The sequence below is a fragment of the Macrococcoides bohemicum genome (genome assembly GCF_003259675.1).
Taxonomy (GTDB): Bacteria; Bacillota; Bacilli; order Staphylococcales; family Staphylococcaceae; genus Macrococcoides; species Macrococcoides bohemicum.
This window is the reverse complement of sequence record NZ_PZJG01000002.1, coordinates 223220-240872: the sequence shown is the minus strand read 5'-3', so window position 1 is coordinate 240872 and position 17653 is coordinate 223220. Positions and strand designations below refer to the sequence as shown.

The 17653-nt window shown below is 33.0% G+C and carries 17 protein-coding genes and 1 pseudogene; 16 read left to right on the top strand and 2 right to left on the bottom strand.

The window, feature by feature from the left end; all coding sequences use genetic code 11:
- The first annotated feature begins 129 nt into the window (after nucleotides 1-129).
- From BHX94_RS05775 to BHX94_RS05705, 16 genes and pseudogenes are all read left to right on the top strand, one after another.
- Nucleotides 130-765, top strand: coding sequence for an FMN-dependent NADH-azoreductase (locus BHX94_RS05775; protein WP_111745274.1), 636 nt, complete (start codon nucleotides 130-132; stop codon nucleotides 763-765).
- Nucleotides 766-1080: 315 nt separating this feature from the next.
- Nucleotides 1081-2844, top strand: coding sequence for an acyltransferase family protein (locus tag BHX94_RS05770; RefSeq protein ID WP_111745273.1), 1764 nt, complete (start codon nucleotides 1081-1083; stop codon nucleotides 2842-2844).
- A 78-nt stretch (nucleotides 2845-2922) separates the two neighbouring features.
- Nucleotides 2923-4674 carry a sensor histidine kinase gene (locus tag BHX94_RS05765; RefSeq protein ID WP_111745272.1) on the top strand — a complete coding sequence of 584 codons (1752 nt, stop codon included), beginning with the start codon at nucleotides 2923-2925 and terminating at the stop codon, nucleotides 4672-4674.
- Nucleotides 4675-5394, top strand: coding sequence for a LytTR family transcriptional regulator DNA-binding domain-containing protein (locus tag BHX94_RS05760; RefSeq protein ID WP_111745271.1), 720 nt, complete (start codon nucleotides 4675-4677; stop codon nucleotides 5392-5394).
- Nucleotides 5395-5512: 118 nt separating this feature from the next.
- On the top strand, nucleotides 5513-5944 hold the full coding sequence (gene lrgA / locus BHX94_RS05755) for an antiholin-like murein hydrolase modulator LrgA (RefSeq protein WP_111745270.1): 432 nt from the start codon (nucleotides 5513-5515) through the stop codon (nucleotides 5942-5944).
- An 8-nt stretch (nucleotides 5945-5952) separates the two neighbouring features.
- On the top strand, nucleotides 5953-6660 hold the full coding sequence (lrgB, locus tag BHX94_RS05750; RefSeq protein ID WP_096078130.1) for an antiholin-like protein LrgB: 708 nt from the start codon (nucleotides 5953-5955) through the stop codon (nucleotides 6658-6660).
- A 211-nt stretch (nucleotides 6661-6871) separates the two neighbouring features.
- Nucleotides 6872-7402: a tyrosine-type recombinase/integrase gene (locus tag BHX94_RS05745; RefSeq protein ID WP_111745269.1), complete on the top strand. Its 531-nt coding sequence runs from the start codon at nucleotides 6872-6874 to the stop codon at nucleotides 7400-7402.
- 18 nt (nucleotides 7403-7420) lie between these two features.
- Nucleotides 7421-7669, top strand: a pseudogene (locus tag BHX94_RS13255) (hypothetical protein); the annotation flags it as partial.
- A gap of 30 nt (nucleotides 7670-7699) precedes the next feature.
- Nucleotides 7700-9712 (top strand): hydrogen gas-evolving membrane-bound hydrogenase subunit E, encoded by a 2013-nt coding sequence (gene mbhE / locus BHX94_RS05740; protein ID WP_242446660.1) that lies wholly within the window; start codon nucleotides 7700-7702, stop codon nucleotides 9710-9712.
- Nucleotides 9699-10124 (top strand): monovalent cation/H+ antiporter subunit B, encoded by a 426-nt coding sequence (locus tag BHX94_RS05735; RefSeq protein WP_096077591.1) that lies wholly within the window; start codon nucleotides 9699-9701, stop codon nucleotides 10122-10124. The genes mbhE and BHX94_RS05735 overlap by 14 nt, the downstream gene beginning before the upstream one ends.
- Nucleotides 10121-10447: an NADH-quinone oxidoreductase subunit K gene (locus tag BHX94_RS05730; RefSeq protein ID WP_111745267.1), complete on the top strand. Its 327-nt coding sequence runs from the start codon at nucleotides 10121-10123 to the stop codon at nucleotides 10445-10447. Before BHX94_RS05735 ends, BHX94_RS05730 begins: the two co-directional genes overlap by 4 nt.
- A complete protein-coding gene (locus BHX94_RS05725) occupies nucleotides 10440-11906 on the top strand; it encodes a proton-conducting transporter transmembrane domain-containing protein (RefSeq protein ID WP_111745266.1) in 1467 nt (488 codons plus the stop codon). The genes BHX94_RS05730 and BHX94_RS05725 overlap by 8 nt, the downstream gene beginning before the upstream one ends.
- 1 nt (nucleotide 11907) lies before the next feature.
- Nucleotides 11908-12396 carry a Na+/H+ antiporter subunit E gene (locus tag BHX94_RS05720; protein WP_331463395.1) on the top strand — a complete coding sequence of 163 codons (489 nt, stop codon included), beginning with the start codon at nucleotides 11908-11910 and terminating at the stop codon, nucleotides 12394-12396.
- The gene (locus tag BHX94_RS05715) at nucleotides 12393-12671 is read left to right on the top strand and encodes a Na(+)/H(+) antiporter subunit F1 (protein ID WP_096077587.1); all 279 of its coding nucleotides are present in this window, start codon (nucleotides 12393-12395) and stop codon (nucleotides 12669-12671) included. The genes BHX94_RS05720 and BHX94_RS05715 overlap by 4 nt, the downstream gene beginning before the upstream one ends.
- A 43-nt stretch (nucleotides 12672-12714) precedes the next feature.
- Complete coding sequence (mnhG, locus tag BHX94_RS05710; protein WP_232508252.1) at nucleotides 12715-13050, top strand: monovalent cation/H(+) antiporter subunit G; 336 nt, start codon at nucleotides 12715-12717, stop codon at nucleotides 13048-13050.
- Nucleotides 13051-13063: 13 nt separating this feature from the next.
- On the top strand, nucleotides 13064-13975 hold the full coding sequence (locus BHX94_RS05705) for an alpha/beta hydrolase (protein ID WP_170120770.1): 912 nt from the start codon (nucleotides 13064-13066) through the stop codon (nucleotides 13973-13975).
- 24 nt (nucleotides 13976-13999) lie between these two features.
- Here BHX94_RS05705 and BHX94_RS05700 read toward each other — a convergent pair whose 3' ends face one another.
- Entirely contained in the window at nucleotides 14000-14833 is an 834-nt protein-coding gene (locus BHX94_RS05700; RefSeq protein WP_096077584.1) for a YitT family protein, read from the bottom strand.
- Nucleotides 14834-14897: 64 nt separating this feature from the next.
- Nucleotides 14898-17579, bottom strand: a complete 2682-nt coding sequence (locus BHX94_RS05695) for a YhgE/Pip domain-containing protein (RefSeq protein WP_111745264.1) — start codon at nucleotides 17577-17579, stop codon at nucleotides 14898-14900.
- Nucleotides 17580-17653: the final 74 nt, after the last annotated feature.

Below are 17653 nucleotides of genomic sequence, written 5' to 3'. Positions count from 1 at the left end.
AATATTACCCCGGATTTTTTTATAGCTTAAAAATTAACATTTTAGTTGACTATTTTGCAAATTATAATATAATAAATATACCAGGTATAAAAATTAAACTAAAAAAACACAAAAGAAGAGTTATTACACATGACTAAAGTATTATATATTACAGGACATCCTAATGATGAAACAGTTTCTTTCTCGATGGCTACCGGGAAAGCATTTATTGAAAATTATAAAGCGGCTCATCCAGATCACGAAGTTAAACACATCGATTTATATGAGACGTTTATCCCATTAATTGATAAAGAAGTATTCGCTGGTTGGGGTAAATTACAATCAGGAGAAGCTTTCGAAACATTAACTGAAACTGAGCAACAAAAAGTAACACGCTTAAACGAATTAAGTGATGAGTTTGCTGCTGCAGATAAATATGTATTCGTCACTCCGATGTGGAATTTATCATTCCCTGCAATCGTTAAAGCTTATATTGATGCAGTTGCCGTAGCAGGAAAAGCATTCAAATATACTGCTGAAGGTCCAGTTGGTTTACTTACAGATAAGAAAGCAGTTATCGTTCAAGCACGTGGTGGGTACTATTCAGAAGGTCCAGCAGCAAACTTCGAAATGGGTAACCGTTACTTACAAACAATTTTAGGATTCTTCGGTATTCCAAGTGTTGAAGAGATTATCATTGAAGGTCATAACGCACAACCAGAACAAGCAGAATCAATCAAAGCTGCAGCAATTGAAAAAGCTGAAAGTTTAGCAAAAACTTTCTAATATAGATTAAATTTTAATAATAATGATTAAATTACAGCCACCGATTCCTTTGAATCGGTGGTTTTAATTTATTCATTATTATTATTTACTATCAGTTATAATGATATGAAATTCTAAATCGTAATTAATATCGTAAATAAAATAGATTGAAATTTTTATATTTTAATGTAAACATGCTACAGTGAAAGTTGAAAACATGACAAATTTAAACATATTACAACATAATTTGGGTTGTAAATTTATAGAAATAATTGTATTATTAATAAAGTATTTCATTTATGTTACGTTTATGTTAAAAAGGTGGTCCGTTTTACAATGAATAAACAATACTTTCCTGGTTTAGACGGCATGCGTGCAATTGCAGTAATTGCGATTATAATATTTCATCTTAATCCGAAATGGTTGCCAGGAGGATTTTTAGGTGTAGATACTTTTTTCATTATCTCTGGATATTTAATTACCACATTGCTTATTAAAGAATACGAAGCTGATCAATCCATCAACTTAGTTCATTTCTGGTATAAACGTATTAAACGTCTATTGCCTCCAGTTCTATTTATGATGTTTATCGTCATACAGTATATTATCTTCTTTGATCGAGCATTGTTATTTCAAGTGAAAAAAGATATGTATGCTGCGTTATTATATGTTTCAAATTGGTGGTATATTTTTGATGGTCTGGATTATTTTCAGAGCCTTGAACCTCGCCCGTTGAAACATTTGTGGTCTCTTGCTATCGAAGAACAATTTTATCTATTTTTCCCCTTTGTTTTATTGATGTTATTTAAAATATTTAAGAAAAAACCTAATATATTTGTTGTGTTTTTGATTGTGTCATTGATTTCGATGGCAATAATGTGGATGCTCTACGATCCGTCAAAGAGCATTTCCCGTATTTATTTTGGTACAGATACACGCCTTCAGACATTATTGTTAGGTGCAATGCTGGCACTGATATGGCCTGCATATAAATTGAAGAAAAATCCACCTAAAGTAATCGTTTGGGTTATCGAAATTATAGGATTAGTTGGCGCAATCTTTTTAGTGCGATCATTTTTTCAGTTTACCGAGCATAGTGCATCAGTATTTCAGGGAGGCTTATACATACTAGGAATATTCACTTTGTTATTTATAATGTCTAGTGTTCATCCTGATACATTGATGTCGAAATTTTTAAGCTTACCAGTGCTAACGTGGATTGGTCGATATTCATATAGTTTATATTTATGGCACTATCCTATCATTGTTTTGATGCAATCTCATTTTATACAGGGACAAATTCCATGGTATGTTCATGTTATTTCTATCATTCTTACAGTAATTATGGCAGTATTGAGTTATCAATTGATTGAACAACCATTTAGAAAAAAAGGATTAAAGACTTTTATAGATGTGAAATCATTTAAAGCATTTATAACAATACTATTAAGTCTATATTTACTAGTTTCAACACCTTATTTAATTAAAACGGTGAAAGCAGAGTCACCAAATAATGAAAAGATTGTCATAACTCAAACAAAATCAATCGCACCAGCTATAAAACGCATATCACCTTTACAAATAGATAATGTGTCAGAACCATCTACTGAAATCACGCAAGTTTATCCATACGCCCCTCTTTTAATAGGAGATTCGGTGCTCGTAGATATTGATTATCAGATTAGAAAAGTATTTCCTAATGCTACAATTGATGGAGAAGTTGGACGAAATATTTATAAAGCTATTCCTGTGGCAGATAAATATACAGATTTTAATAGAAGAGATGCCATTGTTGTGCTTTATTTAGGTACGAATGGAGATTTTGAAGACATTCAGATGAATACAATACTGAAGAAATTTAATAAAGCACAAGTATTTTTAGTGACTGCCCGTGTCCCGAAAGATTATGAAGCACATGTCAATGAAGAGATGTATCGTTTTTCACAAAAATATAAAAATGTACACATTATAGATTGGTATAAAGTTTCACAAGGCCATTCGGAATACTTTGCCCCAGATGGGATTCATCTTGAGTACCCAGGTATAAAAGCGATGGTTAAAGTGGTTACAGATGAAATTATTAAGGTTGTCGAAAAATAGATATATGAAAAGGATAGGGGGAACCTATCCTTTTTGTTTTGATTATGGTTATAATGTTGATGAATAAGGAGGGCGCTCATGTTAGGACTATTTATTTTATTACTTGAACGTGTTGGGTTAATTATACTTGTAGCTTATATATTAATGAACATACCACATTTTAAAAAGGTGATGAGCGAACGCGAAAAATTATCGTCACAAATACAGTTAATTATCATTTTTGGTTTATTTGCTGTTGTCTCTAACTTTACAGGTGTTGAGATACGAGATAATCATGTTGTATCCAGCCAAATATTCAGAACGATTTCAGATGATGCCGCGATTGCTAATACACGCGTATTAACGATTAGTGTTGCAGGGCTTGTAGGTGGTCCAATCGTAGGTCTTACTGTTGGTATTGTATCTGGAATTTCCAGGTATTTAATAGGAGGCATAGATGCATATACATACGTTTATTCTTCGATTATTATCGGTTTTGTCTCTGGATATTTTGGGCATAGAGCGAGAAAGCACAATCAATATCCTACAATTATTCAGGGAATGATTATTGGAATTGTTATGGAACTCATTCAAATGATCTGTATTATCAGTTTTGCTTCAAATTTTGATAATGCTTTGAATTTAGTATCAATTATTATTTTACCGATGACACTCATTAACAGTTTGGGTACCGCAATATTTTTATCTATTATTATTTCAACGTTACAACAGGAACAGCATATGAAAGCTGTACAGACGCATGAAGTTTTAAATTTAGCCAATCAGACATTACCTTATTTCAGATTAGGATTAAATGAATCGAGTGCAACTGAAGCGGCTCAAATTATTAAAGATCTGATGAAAGTGTCTGCCGTTTCAATAACAAATAAAACGGATATATTAGCGCATGTCGGAGCAGCAAGCGATCATCACGTTCCGAAAAAGAAAATTATTACAGACCTTTCAAAAGAGGTCATACGCTCAGGTGAGATAAAAGAAGCACATACAACAGAAGAAATTGGTTGTACGCATCCAGGTTGTCCGTTAGAAGGTGCCATTGTTATTCCCTTATATGTTAATGAAGAAGTAGTTGGTACTTTAAAGCTATATTTTACAGATAGTAAAAAGCTCACATACGTTGAACGCCGTTTAGCGGAAGGTTTAGCGGATATCTTCTCTAGTCAGATTGAACTTGGTGAAATTGAAATGCAAAGTAAGTTGTTAAAAGATGCTGAAATTAAATCTTTACAGGCACAAGTTAATCCACACTTCTTCTTTAATGCGATGAATACAATTTCAGCCCTTATACGCGTAGACAGTGAAAAAGCACGTGAATTATTATTGAATTTGAGTAATTTCTTCAGATCTAATTTACAAGGTGCAAGACAAAATACCATTACGATAGAAAAAGAAATTCAACAAGTAGAAGCTTATCTATCGCTTGAGCAAGCAAGATTTCCAAATCGCTTCAATATTCATTTTGAGATAGCAGAAGATTGTGTCAATGCACAAGTACCGCCATTTATCATTCAGATTCTAGTAGAGAATGCGATCAAGCATGCTTTCCATAATCGTAAAACTGGTAATAATATTGATGTCGTTGTTAGAAAAGATATCGATGAAATTGAAATCTCTGTAACAGATAATGGAAACGGCATTCTAAAAGAGAAGCGTGATAAAATAGGAATTATTGAAGTAAATTCTACATCTGGTACCGGCAGTGCATTAGAAAATTTAAATAAACGATTAGTGGGACTATATAATAGTGATGCGAAATTGAAATTTATCACTGGAGAGCATGGAACGAAATTTTATACGCATATCCCTTATGAAAGAGAGGAGTTATTATAAGTGAAAATATTAGTCGTCGATGATGAACCGTTAGCGCGCAATGAATTGATGTATCTCATTAATAAGATAGATGACAGTCACGATATAGAAGAAGCGGATTCGGTTGAAGAAACGTTAACAGCCTTACTTGCAGATACTTATGACTTATTATTTCTAGATATAAATCTCATCAATGAAAGTGGACTTGATTTAGCACAGAAGATTAATAGAATGAAAACTCCGCCATTGATCGTATTTGCAACTGCCCATGATACATTTGCAGTGAAAGCCTTTGAATTAAATGCACTAGATTATGTATTAAAGCCTTTTGAAATGAAAAGAATAGAAGCAGCGCTTGAAAAAGCACAAAGTAGAGTGCAAAAAGGGCATACAGAAGAAACGAAACAGTCCACGGCGACTATTTCTATTCAGATAGACGATAAAATATATGTAATTAATACGCATGATATTATTGCATTATATGTTGAAGAAGGTAAATTACATATCATCACATTAACAAATGAATATATAATTAATGAACCGCTCAGTGCTTTTGAGAAAAAAATGCCAGAAGATATATTTATGCGTATACATCGTTCAAGTATTATTAATAAAAACCACATAAAATCAGCAGAGCTATGGTTCAATAACACGTATCAGGTGAAACTGACAAAAGATGTGAAGCTACAAGTATCCAGATCATATATTAAGCAGTTTAAACATGAGATAGGGCTAAAATAATTTTAGCCCTATCTTTTTGCATTTCAACTATCAATTTTTGCATTTCGCCATGAAAACGTTTTATTCAGCATTTTTCGTTGTATGATGAACTCAAGATAAATATCGGGAGGTCATAACAATGACAAACAATAAAACGTATAACTTTTTTCATCAAGCCATCGTGATATCAGTAATATTACTTATCTCTAAGATTATCGAATCATTTATACCGATACCGATGCCTGCATCAGTAATTGGACTCGTATTATTATTTATTTGTTTAAGCACAGGAATTGTTAAATTAGGACAAGTAGAACGTGTAGGTACAGCATTAACGGATAACATCGGATTATTATTCGTTCCTGCAGGTATATCGGTTGTGAAATCACTTGGTCTTATCAGTGAACACCCATTTTTAATTATCGGATTAATCTTCATTTCAACATTATTATTATTATTATGTACAGGATTCTTCTCACAAATGATTGTTATGACAACTGAACGTAAAGAGAAATCGTCTGTAAAAAATGAAACAGAAGTAAAAAATTATCGTAAAGCTGAGGTGCGTTAATCATGACAATGTTAGATCACTTAGGAGTTAACACAGTATACTTTGGGATATTACTTACAATCGTACCATTTGTTATCGGACAAATCTTATTTAAAAAATCAAACGGATTCTTCTTATTCGCACCATTGTTTGTAGGCATGGTTTTTGGTATTGCATTTCTCGCGATTACCGGTATTGATTTTGATACGTACAACAAAGGTGGGAGCATTATTAGCTTCTTTTTAGAACCAGCTACAATTTGTTTTGCCATTCCGTTATACAAAAAACGTGATGTATTACAAAAATATTGGTTACACATTATTGGAGGCATTGCATTAGGGACAACAGGTGCTATCTTTGGTATATATGGAGTAGCGAAGTTATTCGGATTTGGTAAAGAAATTATTGCTTCTATGTTACCTCAGGCAGCAACAACTGCAATCGCCTTACCAGTTTCAGATGGTATCGGTGGTATTCCGGAATTAACATCACTCGCTGTAATCTTAAATGCTGTTATCATCTATGCGTTAGGTAATAAGATGCTTCGTTTCTTCAGAATCAGTAATCCAATTGCAAGAGGACTTGCTTTAGGAACGAGTGGTCATGCATTAGGCGTATCTGCAGCTACAGAATTAGGAGAAACAGAAACTTCAATGGCAAGTATCGCTCTAGTAATTGTAGGTGTAATTGTTGTCGTAATCATCCCCGTGCTTACACCTATATTACTCGGTGCTTAATATAGTTAAAAGTAATTGACGAAATGAAACAGAGCTAGAATTGACGAATTAGCGTATAAGAAACCAGGCGAACTATAAAAGTACATTACTTTTATAGTTCGCCTGGTTTTATTATGGAATGTATTTATGAAAAATTTTAAATTTTATAAGCAACACTTTTGAATGTTACAAAAATATTTGATATGATGTTTATGTAACATAGGAGGAGGGTATGATAAAATCACAACCTATTAAATCAGTCGATGACATTCAATCGATTAAGTCATATTTTTTAAAAGAGCGAACAAGGGATTATTTATTATTTTTACTTGGTATAAATGTTCCATTGAAGCTTCAGGACATTCTATCTTTAAAAGTTGAAGATTTAATGAAATACAACAGCAATTATATATTTAAAATTCAAGGCTATACGATTTATTTAAATCCAGAAGATAGTACAATATTAGACACTTACATAAAAGAAAAGTCATCTGGTGACTATATCTTCGAATCGATTAAAACAAAATCCCCGATGACAAGACAGCAATTTCATCGAATTCTCACTGCAGCAGCAGATGCAATTGGGTGTGAATATTCAATTGGTCCTCAAGCTTTGAAGAAAACTTTTGCTTACCATGCTTACCTTCAAGGCGTACATATTTATGATTTAATGCATTTACTGGGACATCAGACAAAGGCGGAAACGTATCGTTTTATTGATGTCTTGCCACCTGATAATAAACGTATAGAAATAAAAATCTGAAATTAAAGGATGTGAACGATGTTATTTAATATATTGATTTTAGGTCTTGTCACAATTTTTTGTATTCAACTGTTTCAAAAATTCATTCCAAAAACTATGATCGGTATCATTTCAATATTGTTCCCGATTATCTCTCTTATTATCATTTTATTGACACCACGACAAACCACAAATTCAATTCCCTGGATACCCGAAGCGGGAATATATTTCTCGTTAAAGCTTGATGCTTTATCTCTATTTTTCTTTTTTATTATTTCATCAATTAGTATTTTAGTGATTTTTTATAGTTTATTTTATATGAAGAAATATGAAAGACACGGTTACTTTTATTCAAGTTTAACGTTATTCATTATCGCGATGTACGGTATCGTACTAGCTAATAATACAATTATTCTTTATTTATTCTGGGAGCTAACAAGTGTAGCCTCTTTTCTGTTAATTGCTTTTCATTACAATAAAGCACCATCATATCAAGGTGCCCTGAAATCATTTGTAATTACGATTCTTGGCGGAAGTATTATGTTGATTGGTTTATTACTATTAAACAATATTGCCGGTACCGCACAAATTGATCAAATATTATCCGGTAATTTCAGCAAAGATACTACATTTATTATTAGTATAGTCCTCATTATGATAGGAGCATTTAGTAAATCAGCTCAGTTTCCTTTTCATATATGGTTGCCGGATGCAATGGAGGCACCTACCCCTGTAAGTGCATTACTGCACTCAGCTACGATGGTTAAGGCTGGAATCTATTTATTGATTAAATTATTACCCCTATACATAGACAATGAATTTCTCGCTTACGTATTACTTATTGTAGGTATTATTACGATGGTAATGGGCAGCGTTGTAGCAATTTCTAAGCATGATATGAAAGCATTGCTTGCTTATTCTACAATTAGTCAGTTAGGCATGATGGTTATATTAATCGGTATCATCGCTTTTCCACAGAGTGACTTCCATATTAGAGATTATGCTTATAATGGATTACTTTTGCTTATTTTGAGTCACGCATGTTATAAAGCAACCCTTTTTATGGGAACAGGTATTGTAGATTTAGCTACAGGTACAAGGAATATGAATACGCTCGTTGGTTTAAGACATAATCTTCCCGTAACTTTCATTACTATGCTTATTTCAGCTCTAGCAATGGCCGGATTACCGTTTTTAAGTGGTTTTATTTCTAAAGAGATGTTGATTACTGCATTGTATGAAATGAGAAATGAACATGTAATACTATACATTATTTTAATATTATCAGTCATTGGCAGTATCGGAACATTTATATACTGTTTTGTGTTAATCATTCGACCATTTATGGGAGAACGTACTGTTGAGACTAAAGTGTTATCTCCATTAATTGATATAAGTGGTATCTTACTTATGATCGTTACGCTTATTCTATTCTTTATTCCAAATCAAGTTCAGGAGCTGTTTATCAGTCCGATTGTTTCAGAGCAAGTCAATTTAAATTTAAAGCATGTTTCAGCGTGGCATGGATTTACACCGCCCCTAATGCTGACTTTATTGATATTTTTAAGTGGCTTTGCAGTACTTAAAACTGGTTTATATCAGCATCTATATGCAGCATTTGATCATTTATCACTTAACAAGGCATATCACTTTATTGGAAGGACGAAAGAATATATTGCTTCTCAATCATTATCGATACTGATGACTGGGACATTAAATGTTTATGCAATATATCTTTATATATTTATTGCTGCATTAATATTACCTAACTTAATTGCTAATATTGATTTCGGCTGGTCAATTAAGTACGAAATAACTGCTTTTACTGTCATAGTTGGTGTCATGATGATTATTAGTGCATTAGGGCTTCTGTTCGTTAAAAGTAGGATGACAGCAGTAGTAATGATTGGTTTAGTGGGTTATGGCATTAGTATTTTGTTTATGCAGCTGAAGGCACCTGACCTTGCTTTAACGCAACTTGTTATAGAAACGATTACGACAGTTTTATTTTTAGCTTGTTTTTACCATTTACCTAACCTGGAGAAAGAAGCGCCGAATATACTGTATAAACTATTGAGACATGGCATATCATTTGCAATTGCTGCAATTGTATTCTTAGTGATGGTTCAAAGTAATCAGACAGAAACATTCGCAACGATTTCTACTTACTATAACAATAGTTATAAACTTGCTGGTGCAAAAAACGTAGTCAATGCGATATTGGGAGACTTCAGAGCTTTCGATACGATGCTGGAAGGTATCGTTATTATGATTGCTGGTTTTGGGATTTATACGATATTGAAGAAAGGAGCTACTCATGAAGGAAAATGATTTATTATTAGAAAGTATTTCAAAAATTGTAATTATTATTATTTTAACTTTTGGATTTTATATTTTCTTTAATGGTCATAATGCACCAGGTGGTGGATTTATTGGTGGACTAGTTTTTAGTTCAGCATTCATCCTGATGTTTCTGACATTTGATGCTAAGAGAATACGTAAGTTATTACCTTTTGAATTTCATAAATTAATTTCTATTGGAATTATCATTTCATTAACAGTTATGGTTGTACCTATATTGTTTGGACATGCATTTTTAAATCATGAAGATATATATATTCACGTACCTGTGCTGAACGAATTGCATTTGTCGAGCGTTACATTATTTGAGTTTGGCATTCTTCTTACAGTTGTGGGCGTCGTGATGACTATTCTTCTATCGATTAGTGGTGATGTAAAATGACGATACTAACAATCATTACTGCAATACTAGTATATGTAGGCGTAAATTTAGTTTTGTCTAAAAATTTAATTCGCGTTGTACTTGGTACGAGTGTTTTAAGTCATGCAGCAAATTTATATTTAATTTCAATGTCTTATCCGGGAAATGACTTACCTTTTATTGATGACCATACTCCTGATGTTGATGCTTTACCACAAGCACTCATATTAACTGCCATTGTAATAAGTTTTGCTACAACCGCACTGCTATTAGTTTTAGTATATAGAAACTATCAAATGAATAAAGATAATCAAGTTGATAGTTTAGGAGGTACAGATGAGTAATTTATTGATTGTACCTGTATTAATTCCTATATTATTAGGTGTATTTACGTATTTAAAGGATAAAAGAATATATACGATTGCTATTGCTATTTTATTTATAAGTTTGATTACTACTATTGTCTTAGCTTATTCTTCTATAGAAAAACCTATTATTTTAAGTTTAGGTGGTTATAGTGCACCATACGGAATCCAACTTTACGGGGATCTGATGAGTTTGTTGTTCGTTATTGTGAGCATCGTTGTAGTGATTGTTGTGCTATATTTCCAATATATTAACCAACTCAAAGACTTAACAGTACCTTTTATTTTATTTATTCTGGCTGGTGTAAACGGGTCTTTCTTAACTGCCGACATCTTTAATCTATTTGTAATGTTTGAAGTTATGTTACTGTCATCGTTTATATTAATTGTTGTCGGTAAGAAAAAATATCAGTTTAAGGCGAGTATTACGTACGTTGTATTAAATTTGATTGGTTCATGGGTATTTCTGATTGGTATTGGAATTTTGTATCGTGTATATGGTACATTAAATTTCGCTCATTTAGGAATGCGAATGGAGGAAGCTGGGTTTATTCCTGAACATGCCGTCATCGTTTTATTATTTGTCGTAGTATTTAGTTTAAAATCAGCATTATTTGTATTTATTTGGCTACCAAGATCTTATAGTGTGTTGTCTTACGAAATTGGTGCAGTATTTGCGGCGTTATTAACTAAAGTAGGCGTCTATGCGATGATAAGAACAACAACAGTAATCTTCGTACCTTATCAGTCCATGTTATCACCTATTATTTTATATATGGCTACTGCTACAGTCATTATCGGTATGTTAGGTGTTATCAAATACAAAGAAATTAAATTGATGTTTTGTTACCAGATTATATTATCTATAGGAATCATCTATTATGGCATTTCTACATTTAGTCAAAAAGGTATAGATGGTGCAGTGATGTATACGTTAAATGATATGTTGGTGAAATCTTGTTTATTTCTTTTAGCAGGTCTCATCGTAAAAAGATTTGGACTTATCAATATGAAATATAAACAAGGATTATTTTATCATGCTAAAGTTACCGCCATGATTGTGCTATTTTTTGTATTTGCGATAGGAGGAATGCCTTTTACAGGAGGGTTTCCCGGAAAATTATTGATACTGCAAGCTGGTATGGATGCGCATCCACTAGGTTATGCAATAGTAATGGTTATTGGTACTTTCGTAGGAATGTTTGCGATGATACGTATGTTTATCACTTTGTTCTTTGGAGAAGAGAATCGATCTTGTGTTCAGCTGAACGATGCACAAAGACATGAATTAAATAAACCATATGGTAAGAAGTTGACTGTAATTGGCGTGGTATTAGTCATCACTTGTATGATTTCTATTTTTGCTACACCGTTACAACAACATTTATCAGCAATTCATTACGAACGCTATATAGAAAATGTCATGATGGGAGGATAAGATTATCGCACAGGTTGTATTAAATTTATTTATCGCTATGATTTGGGTGCTTATGGTGGATGAAGATCGCATCTATTTATCAACGTTTATAAAAGGATATTTAATCGGTATTATTATTCTCTACATCATACATCGTTTTTTCGGACATCAGTTCTATTTATGGAAGGTAATGATTTTATTAAAGCTTGTTTTGATCTTCAACTATGAACTTATGAGCTCAAGTCTTTCAACGATGTATCACATCTTATTTATTCCGCACAAGATTGCTCCGGGGGTTGTCACATATAATACATCGATGAAGAAGAATTGGGAAATTACAAGTTTAATGATGCTGATTATATTAACCCCAGGTTCAGTAGTGCTTCGTTTATCACATGATAATAAGAAATTATTTATCCATACATTACATGCGACACCATCAGAAAATATGAAATTATTAAAATCTATTAAACGTTATGAACGCGTTATTAAGGAGGTAGGAGAAACATGAGTATGATACTGATTCAAGCTGCACTAGTGATATATGGTATTGCTATAATGATAGTGTTATATCGTGTTATTGCTGGACCTTCCTTACCGGATAGAGTAGTAGCTTTCGATAGTATTGGTGCGATGGTAATGTCGAGTGTAAGTATTATGTGTTTAATCATGGATACGACGCTATTTTTAGAAGCGATTTTAATTATTGGTGTATTGTCGTTTATCAGTACAATCGCAACATCAAGATTTATCGAGCGAGGTGTTATCTTTGAACGTAAACGATAGTATCAATCTCATTCTTTCGGTTGTTATTTTTGTAGGTAGTATTATGGCACTTATTAGCGCAATAGGCATATTGATATTTAAAGATGTTTATACACGAAGTCATGCAGCGACAAAAAGCTCCACACTTGCTGTATTACTTACGTTAATCGGTGTTTTCGTTTATTTTATCGTCAATGATGGTTATGTGAGTTTTCGGTTGTTGCTCGGTATATTTTTCTTATATTTAACAAGTCCTGTCGCTGGACATCTCATTACACGTGCTGCGTATAATAGTGGTGTAGAGATGAAAGTTGAAGGTTCAAAAGGTAAGCATTTAAATGATTTGCTGCCTACTCAAAAGAAAACTTCTAAGGACAAGGCGTTATCAAAAGATAAATAATGGAGTGACAAGAGTGACGATTCAATCAATGTTATTTAACACATTTATTAAGACGATGGATCAGTATAAAGATATATTTAATGAGAAGCCTGATGGAGTCCGTGCTATAAAAGATATTACATATACCAATCGTAAAAAGAATGCAACGCTGAATATTTATTATCCATATTATCGCAAGGAACGCTATCCTATCATTGTTAATATTCATGGTGGAGGATATGTATATTCTACAAAAGAAACATATGAAGCATATTGCATGACGCTCGCATCACATGGTTTTGCTGTAGTAAGCTATGATTACGACTTAGCGCCAAAGCTGAAGTATCCTACACCGATTGTCCAGCTTAATGAATGTATGCACTGGTTACATAAAAACCATGGACAATACAGTTTAAATATTAACCAGTTATTTATGATAGGCGATTCGGCAGGTGCTCAAATTATGGCGCAATATGTGACGATACTTAATAATCCTAGATACCATCAATTTTTTCAGATAGAGCTACCAATTATTAATGTATTGGGTATTGCTATTAACTGCGGTTTCTTTAATGCAATCGATATAGCGATTGCAAAGAAAAAATCCTTTACACGCTTTATGGTTAGAGGTTTAATGCAGGATTATGTTGGTAAAGATTTTCACAAGAAACAAAATGAAATTAACTGTGAACCATTTATTGATAAAAATTTTCCTCCTACTTTTGTTGCAAGTAGTGTAAATGACTTGCTTGTGGGTAAGGCACCAGAAATACTTCTTTATCTGAGAAGAAGTGGTATTAAAACGATATATAGAGAGTATGGTAGAGGTGACTTTTTTGCGCAACACAACTTTCAAATGGATATTAGAAGATCGAATGCAAAGCAATGTACTATAGATGAAATAAATTTTTTTAAAAATATTATAGATGAACAAAGCACACTGTAAATGAATACAGTGTGCTTTGTTTTTTTATTGATTACGTGCAAAATTTCCATGAACTTCGGTTGTTTCATAAACATTGATAAAACAATTTTCATCGTGAGTTTTAGCAATCTTGATGACATTAGGTAATTCATAACGTGTAAGCACCATTGTAATCATGTGTTTCTGATCGTTAGAATACCCCCCATAAACATCTGTCACAGTGATACCACGATAAATCTCATCAATTAAACCTTGTCTAACCGCTTCATAGTTAGAAGTGATAATATTAACGGTTAATTTAATATTGGATGTAAAGATTGTATCAACAGTCTTGCCGGTAATATATATTGAAAGTAAAGTCATCAGCGCCAGGTTCCAGTCAAATAAGAAACCTGAACAAATAATAATAATACCATTTAGAATCGTCATGATAAGACCGATAGATACATTGCTATTTTGACTGATAATCATCGCTACGATGTCCATGCCACCTGTAGTACCTGAATATTTTAGGATGATACCAACACCGATACCGACGATTACACCCCCAAAAATTACATTTACAAAAAGTTCATTTGCGATGCTTTCTGTCGGAATGACAGTTAGAAAAAACGAAACAACAATTACACTCAGTATTGTATTGTACATTACAGATTTATTTAATTTCATAAATCCAAGTATCAATAAAGGCAGGTTTAATAGAAGATTTAATAGGCCTGCATCAACATGCAATAATTTATTTAATAGTAAAGCAAGTCCTCCGATACCACTGCTCAATACATCATTAGGTAATAAGAAGACATTAAATGCAAATGCAATAAGAAACGACCCTACTATTGTAATGAATGTCTTGAATAATAAGTTATCCTGATAATTCAATTGAAAAACTCCTTTAATCATGTAAAGCCATTATATCAACAATATTTTAAAAATAATAGGGTGCTTATTCTACTAAGTTACTCGCCTGACTTCGAGCATAGAATCCTTTCTTAATCGGTTCAAATCTAGGTTTCATGGCTAAACCGAACGCAAAAATAATGGCTGTGATCAAATATAAAAATCCAAGTTTTGACCATGTCAGTTCAGGGATGATACCACCTACAGCTTCTCTCAGTAAGTCTACAGCGTAAGTAAATGGCAGGAACGGATGTATACGCTGGAAGAACAATGGTGTAACTTGTATTGGGAATGTGCCACCCCCACCGGCAATTTGCAATACCATAATAATGATGGCAACTGCTTTACCGATATTGCCAAGTAAACTTACAAGCGTATAGACGATAACTGTGAATGCCAGTCCAACAAGAATTGCAAATATTACATTTAATACAGGATGCTTTGCATAAGCATCTAAAATAAACAAGTTACCAAGTACGACGATTATTGCCTGAGCGATACTGATTAGAAGAAATAAAATCATTCGGCCAAGATATATTTCACGTAAACTAAACTTGTCTTTAATCGCCGGATCTCTTAATTCAGTAGTAAGTAAGTTACCACATAGCAACGCTCCGACCCAAAGTGCTAATGCTGTATAGAACGGTGCACTAGCAGAACCATAATTAGGTATTGGAAATACTTGAGTTTCATCAAGTTGAATAGGTTTAGCAAAATAATCAGATTGGTTCTTCATATCATTTTTCAGCAATTTAACAAGTTTATTTAAAGTATCTTTATGATCGAAACTTCTTAGTTTTTTGGCAGATTTTTTAATGTCTTTTTCGATAGCCGGTAGTTCATCACGCGCGAATTGAGCAAGGTCATGAATACCATTTTGTGCACCCGGGAGATTATTCTTTAATAATTTTGATGTACTATCATATTTATTTAATACACCAGGTAAGTCTTTTTCAGCAAAGTTACTCAAGCGTTCCAAGTCATTTAATACACTAGGTAAATCAGATTGTACAAAATTGCTTGCCTGACCAATCTTTGATTTGAACAACGGATAGTTTGTCTGAGCTGTATGATTAATTTGTTTGAAGCGTTGTTCGAGTGATGGAAGTTGTTGGTTAATTTGGTTCAGTGTTGTATTCGCTTCATTAGTAACACGGGATGCTTCAATTAATATGCCATCGACTTTATTGGCAAATGCTTGCGCAGTGTTTAATTTTTGCGCAATAGAATCTAAGTCACCACTAAGGCTTGATAGTCCTTTTTCAAAAATATCTGGCATTGTTGTATTAGAGAAAGTGTTCAACGCTTTAAGTGAGTTTTGTGCTGATTTAATAGCTTCCTGATTAATATTAACAGATTGATTTGACCTAGATTGTGATATAGCACTTGAAATTGTTTTATTAAGAGCATCAAGTGACTGGTTGACGTTATTCAATTCCTTTGAAATTGCAGTTGTATCAAATCCTAAATCATTCACATCATTCATAATACGAATCATCTCATTGTTGAAACGGATAGTCTGATTAATGTTATCCTGATATACTTTTAAATTCTTTGTTAGCGTCTCAGATGCCCCTGGCTTTTGCTGAGCAAGTTCATTTAACTGATTCAACATATCTATTGTTGTAGTGGCTTGATCTGCGATTAAGCGATTGATTGCATTGAGCCCTTCTTGTAGTGCTGTGTAGGCAGGTTTGATATCAACTGTGCTTAATTTCTGTTGTCCTTTTTTATCTACTTCCTGGGCAGTATTAATCTTGTTATGAACTTCAGGCATAGCATTTTGGGATTGATTTAAAACATGTTGTGCTTTAGTAGTAGCTTCGATGCCCTGTTGCACAGAATTATTGATTTCTGGAAACTTTTGTTCAATCGTATTTGCCCTTTGTAATGCATTCTCAATACGCGGTAAGTTATTATTAAGATTAACAATCATCTGACCTAATGCATTTATATCTGATGTATGTTGATTTGCTTCAATGATTTTGTCAGCACCGCCATTAAGTTTGTCGCGATATTGATTTAAGCTGTAGAATTCATCAGCATATTTTGTGATGTCACCTTGATGTTCATCGATTTTAATTACAGCCTTTCTAAATCGTTCGATATCCGGAAGTGCACGTTCAGCATCAAATACTGCATTCTCAATCTTGTGGTAAAGAGGAATCTGATCTTCAATTTTAATGCCTGCTCGATTACTTTCCTGTAAAAGTGCTTTTGTGGCAGCATCTACAAATTTTTCGTTTAATGATTCAGTGATGGCAGTAGCGCCTGCATTTGTCATCTTAGGCGCAATAGCATTAATTTTTTGATTTACTTTATAATCGATATGGGCGCGTTTTGGTTCTTTGTGAAAAATACTCGTCATATCTTTAGAAAAGTTTTTTGGAATATGAATAATTGCGTAGTATTCCCCCATACGCAGTTTGTGATTAGCATCTTTCAAATTATTTTTAAATTTCCAGTCAAACTTATCATTGTTATGAAGTGATTTGACAAGTTGATTACCAACATTGACTTTTTTTCCTTTAACTTCCGCTCCAGTATCATGATTGATAACAGCGACTTGTAAATACTTTGTGTTGGAATAAGGATCCCATGAGGACTTCAAATTAAACCATGCATAAAATGATGGTAATATTGATAATCCAATGAGTAAGATGATAAAGCTCGGAGTGCGTTTAATATTTTTTAGGTCATGTAAGAATAGTTGATATGCGTTTTTCATGTAATCCCTTCTTTATACTAATATAATAATTATGCACATTTTTATAACATCATTTTAAAAAAACGGTATATATC

Excerpts from the sequence above, each read along its gene's own strand:
- lrgA (WP_111745270.1), top strand. The coding sequence starts at position 5,513 with ATGACAAACAATAAAACGTATAACTTTTTTCATCAAGCCATCGTGATA.
- BHX94_RS05730 (WP_111745267.1), top strand. The coding sequence starts at position 10,121 with ATGACGATACTAACAATCATTACTGCAATACTAGTATATGTAGGCGTA.
- BHX94_RS05745 (WP_111745269.1), top strand. The coding sequence starts at position 6,872 with ATGATAAAATCACAACCTATTAAATCAGTCGATGACATTCAATCGATT.
- BHX94_RS05765 (WP_111745272.1), top strand. The coding sequence starts at position 2,923 with ATGTTAGGACTATTTATTTTATTACTTGAACGTGTTGGGTTAATTATA.
- lrgB (WP_096078130.1), top strand. The coding sequence starts at position 5,953 with ATGTTAGATCACTTAGGAGTTAACACAGTATACTTTGGGATATTACTT.
- BHX94_RS05715 (WP_096077587.1), top strand. The coding sequence starts at position 12,393 with ATGAGTATGATACTGATTCAAGCTGCACTAGTGATATATGGTATTGCT.
- mbhE (WP_242446660.1), top strand. The coding sequence starts at position 7,700 with ATGAAGAAATATGAAAGACACGGTTACTTTTATTCAAGTTTAACGTTA.
- BHX94_RS05770 (WP_111745273.1), top strand. The coding sequence starts at position 1,081 with ATGAATAAACAATACTTTCCTGGTTTAGACGGCATGCGTGCAATTGCA.
- BHX94_RS05775 (WP_111745274.1), top strand. The coding sequence starts at position 130 with ATGACTAAAGTATTATATATTACAGGACATCCTAATGATGAAACAGTT.
- BHX94_RS05695 (WP_111745264.1), bottom strand. The coding sequence starts at position 17,579 with ATGAAAAACGCATATCAACTATTCTTACATGACCTAAAAAATATTAAA.
- BHX94_RS05735 (WP_096077591.1), top strand. The coding sequence starts at position 9,699 with ATGAAGGAAAATGATTTATTATTAGAAAGTATTTCAAAAATTGTAATT.
- mnhG (WP_232508252.1), top strand. The coding sequence starts at position 12,715 with ATGGCACTTATTAGCGCAATAGGCATATTGATATTTAAAGATGTTTAT.
- BHX94_RS05725 (WP_111745266.1), top strand. The coding sequence starts at position 10,440 with ATGAGTAATTTATTGATTGTACCTGTATTAATTCCTATATTATTAGGT.